Here is a 3522-nt window from a genome sequence, read left to right on the forward strand (position 1 = left end):
CCCTCCCCGCCGGTCGCCCTGGACCACACCCTTGCTGGGACATTCCGCCGCCCGGGTGCCGGTCGAAGGACGGCTGGCTGCTCAGGGGGAAGGGCGCTGACCGCTGGTGTCCGCTGCTCAGATCCCAGCCGGGCGGTAGCACCGGCGCCGGGGTTGCTCGGGTACGGCTGGTGCCCTCCGGCCCGGCTGCTCAAGGCAAAGCCCTGGTCCCGGCGGGAACCCACCACCCGATTCACCGTCACCGTGACGAAATGTCGTGGGGTGATCCTCCTTTGCAGGATCACCCCACTCCCGGCCCACTCCCACCCTTCCTAGCCCACCTCTGGGGCGCCAGCGGCTGGGCCCGGCGCGGCGTCGTGCCGTCACCGCGTGGCGTACCCCAGGGCTTCGACGGTGCGAGGTCGAGTACAGGGATGCGCTGTTCCGGTCGGCTGGCCCCGTCCCGCGTACCCCCCACTTCTCCCACGCCGTTTCGTTAATTTCGTTTCGTCGCGACAAACCAAACGATACGTAATACTGTTCCCAGGTCAGCCAGCCGCGCACACCGCGCATAATCGCGCTTATGTGCGGTACTCGGATTCGGGGTGCCCCTCGCGCGCCGAGAGGCGGCTCCCCCCACGGTTTGCGGGTTCCAAGACCCCGGAAGCCGGCCGGGTATCGACGACCGGGGGAATCGTCGGCGCGGCGGTGTAGACAGGAAAGCCGAGCGCGTGCCCACGCTCCGTGCCCCCCGCACGAACACGACAAGGAGCCACGATGGCCAAGTACCTGCTGCTCAAGCACTACCGAGGGGCACCGGCCTCGGTCAACGACGTGCCCATGGTCCAGTGGACCCCTGCCGAGGTCGAGGCTCACGTCCGGTACATGAACGACTTCGCCGATCGGCTCAGGAGCACCGGCGAGTTCGTCGACGCCCAGGCGCTCTCCCCCGAAGGCACGTTCGTCCGCTACGACGGCCCCGGACGCCCACCGATCACCAGTGGCCCGTTCGCCGAGAGCAAGGACGTGATCGCCGGGTGGATGGTGATCGACGTCGAAACCTACGAACGCGCACTCCAACTGGCTGGCGAGCTCTCGGCGGCTCCGGGTTCGGGGGGCGAACCGGTGCACGAGTGGTTGGAGGTGCGCCCGTTCCTGACCGAACCCCCGACCACCACCCAGTGAGGACACCCCGGCCGCCTCGACCCCACGGGGCGACCGGGTAGCGGCACCGTGCCCCAGCCGACGCGGGCGAGCACCGGACCACAGGACACCTGCTGGGGTGCGGGCACACCCCCGCTACGCCTGCCCACCGGTCTCGGAGTGGCCCGACCGCCGCTGGCGCGGCGCGGGGTTCCCTCGGACGCGGTCACGGAGCCCCGGGGACGGCCGACCGCCAGCGGTCAGGGGTGGTCGGCACACGATCGCGACACCGGTCGAGCCCCTGCTCGGTACCCCTCGTCAGCGTGATCGGTGTGACTGAGCTCGGGCCCGTCACCTGGCCTCCTGCCCCGATCACCACCGAGCGGCTCGTGCTCCGCGAGTCCCAGGCGCGGGACCGCGCGAGGTTCGTCGAGCTGTTCGCCTCGCCCGAGGTGGGCACCTACCTCGGCGGCTCCCGCCCGCACGCCGAACTCGAACGGGCGGTGCCCGAGGTACCCGGACGGCGGCCCGGCTCCTTCGTGGTCGAGCTCGAAGGCACGATGATCGGCGTGGTCACGCTCGACCGGCGGGACGCCGAGCACGGGGGCCAGGTCCGTCCGGTCACCGGGCAGGTCGAACTCGGTTACCTGTTCCTCCCCGAGGCGTGGGGGCAGGGTTACGCCACCGGCCTGCGTGGCGGTCCTCGGCTGGTTCGCCGCCGCGCTGCCCGGCGAACGGGTGGTGCTGCGCACCCGGACCGCCCACGAACGAGCGAGAGGGCTGGCCCTGCGGCTGGGGTTCACCGAAGTCGAGCGGTACGAGGAGTACGGCGCCGAGCAGTGGTTGGAGTGTGTCCCCCGGAGGTGTCGGCGGGGTGAGCTGAGGGGGTGGGGCCCGGGGTACGAGGCCGCCGCCGCGTCACGGGCACGATCCCGCCGGTGGAGGGAGCAGCACACCGAGCTCGGGGCACGTCGTCCCGTGGCCGTCACGGGACGACCCGATCCGGTCCCCCGCCCACGACTCCGTCGGTGGGGCTCGACCGCGACGAGCCCCACCCCCTCCGGTGCGCTCCCACGCACCCGCCTACTCGCGCCCGTCGTCGAGGGCGATGTCGAGTTCCGCGAGGAACGCCGTCGCCGCCGGCGTCAGGGTCCCCTGGTTCCAGATGAGGTGCTCCACCCGAGTGGGAGCGTCCCGGACCGGGACCGTGACCACCCCCGACAGGTGGGGGGCGTAGCGGGAGGGCAGCAGCGCCACGCAGAGGTTCTGGCGGACCAGGCGCACCATCATGACGTCCACCGTGGTCACCTCGAAGGCGACCTCGCGGTGGACACCGGCGGCGGCGAACGCCTGGTCGGACTGCGCTCGTCCCGCCGTCCCCCCGGGGAGGTCCACGAACGGTTCGGCGCCCAGTCGGGCCAGGTCCACCTCGGCCTCGTGGGCCAGGGGGTGGGTGGGCGCGACCACCGCCACCAACCGGTCCTGGGCCAGTCGCCGCGCCCTGACGCCCTCTGGTCGGGACGTCACCGGCAGCCCGAGGAACCCGATCTCGATCTCGCCGTTCCTGACCTGGTCGACGAGGTGTTCGCTGGGCCCGACCCGCAGGGCGACCCGCACGTGGGGGTACCGCTGGCGGAAGGCCCGCAGGGCGGCTGGGATGTCGACCGCGGCGACGGTGGGGATCACCCCGACGGTGAGGCGCCCCCGCACCTGGCCGACCGCCGCGGCGACCTCGGCGGCGGCCCGTTCCGCGGCGTCGAGGCACTGGCGGGCCAGGGGGAGGAACGCCGCGCCGGCGGGTGTCAGGCGCACGCGTCGGCTGGTGCGGTCGAAGAGGCGGGCGCCGAGTTCCCGTTCGAGGCGGGCGATCTGGTGGCTGAGCGCGGACTGGACGACCAGGCACCGCTCGGCGGCCCGAGTGAAGTTGTTCGTCTCGGCGACGGCGACCACATACCGCAGTTGGTGAAGTTCCACGAAATCCATCGTGATCGTCGATCAATGCCATGACAACCATGTGTTGGACTCATTGATCGTCGGCGGTGATGCTGGTCGTCGTGAGAAACCTGATCACGGTGCCCGCGGCGGCCGGTGTCGCGGGTGTCGTCACGACGGCGTTCGCGCCCGCGGTGTGGGGGACGACCTACGTGGTCACCACCGAACTGCTGCCCCCGGGCCATCCGCTGTTCGCGGGCGTCGTGCGCGCCCTGCCGGCTGGGCTGGTCGCGTTGGCGATCACTCGCGCGCTGCCGCGTGGGGTGTGGTGGATGCGGGCGGCGGTGTTGGGGGTGCTCAACATCGGGGTGTTCCTCCCCCTGCTGTTCGTGGCCGCCGAGCGCCTTCCCGGCGGGGTGGCCGCCACCCTGGCCGCGGCCCAGCCGCTGGTCGTGGCGGTCCTCGCGG

4 protein-coding genes are annotated in these 3522 nt (G+C 72.1%); 3 read left to right on the plus strand and 1 reads right to left on the minus strand.

The features are described 5' to 3' along the window. The first annotated feature begins 756 nt into the window (after window positions 1–756). The gene (locus ACTIDRAF_RS0211185) at window positions 757–1164 is read left to right on the plus strand and encodes a YciI family protein (protein WP_016698830.1); all 408 of its coding nucleotides are present in this window, start codon (window positions 757–759) and stop codon (window positions 1162–1164) included. A gap of 290 nt (window positions 1165–1454) precedes the next feature. After that, window positions 1455–2000: a GNAT family N-acetyltransferase gene (locus ACTIDRAF_RS28350; RefSeq protein WP_245533501.1), complete on the plus strand. Its 546-nt coding sequence runs from the start codon at window positions 1455–1457 to the stop codon at window positions 1998–2000. 205 nt (window positions 2001–2205) lie between these two features. Here the strand turns inward: ACTIDRAF_RS28350 and ACTIDRAF_RS0211195 are convergent, their stop codons facing one another. Then, complete coding sequence (locus ACTIDRAF_RS0211195) at window positions 2206–3096, minus strand: LysR family transcriptional regulator (RefSeq protein WP_026065992.1); 891 nt, start codon at window positions 3094–3096, stop codon at window positions 2206–2208. Window positions 3097–3176: 80 nt separating this feature from the next. On the opposite strand from ACTIDRAF_RS0211195, the gene ACTIDRAF_RS0211200 reads away from it, so the two are divergent. Next, the coding region (locus tag ACTIDRAF_RS0211200) for an EamA family transporter (RefSeq protein ID WP_039786844.1) at window positions 3177–3522 on the plus strand (346 nt) is incomplete at its 3' end.

The organism is Actinoalloteichus spitiensis RMV-1378 (assembly GCF_000239155.1).
Lineage (GTDB): Bacteria > Actinomycetota > Actinomycetes > Mycobacteriales > Pseudonocardiaceae > Actinoalloteichus_B > Actinoalloteichus_B spitiensis.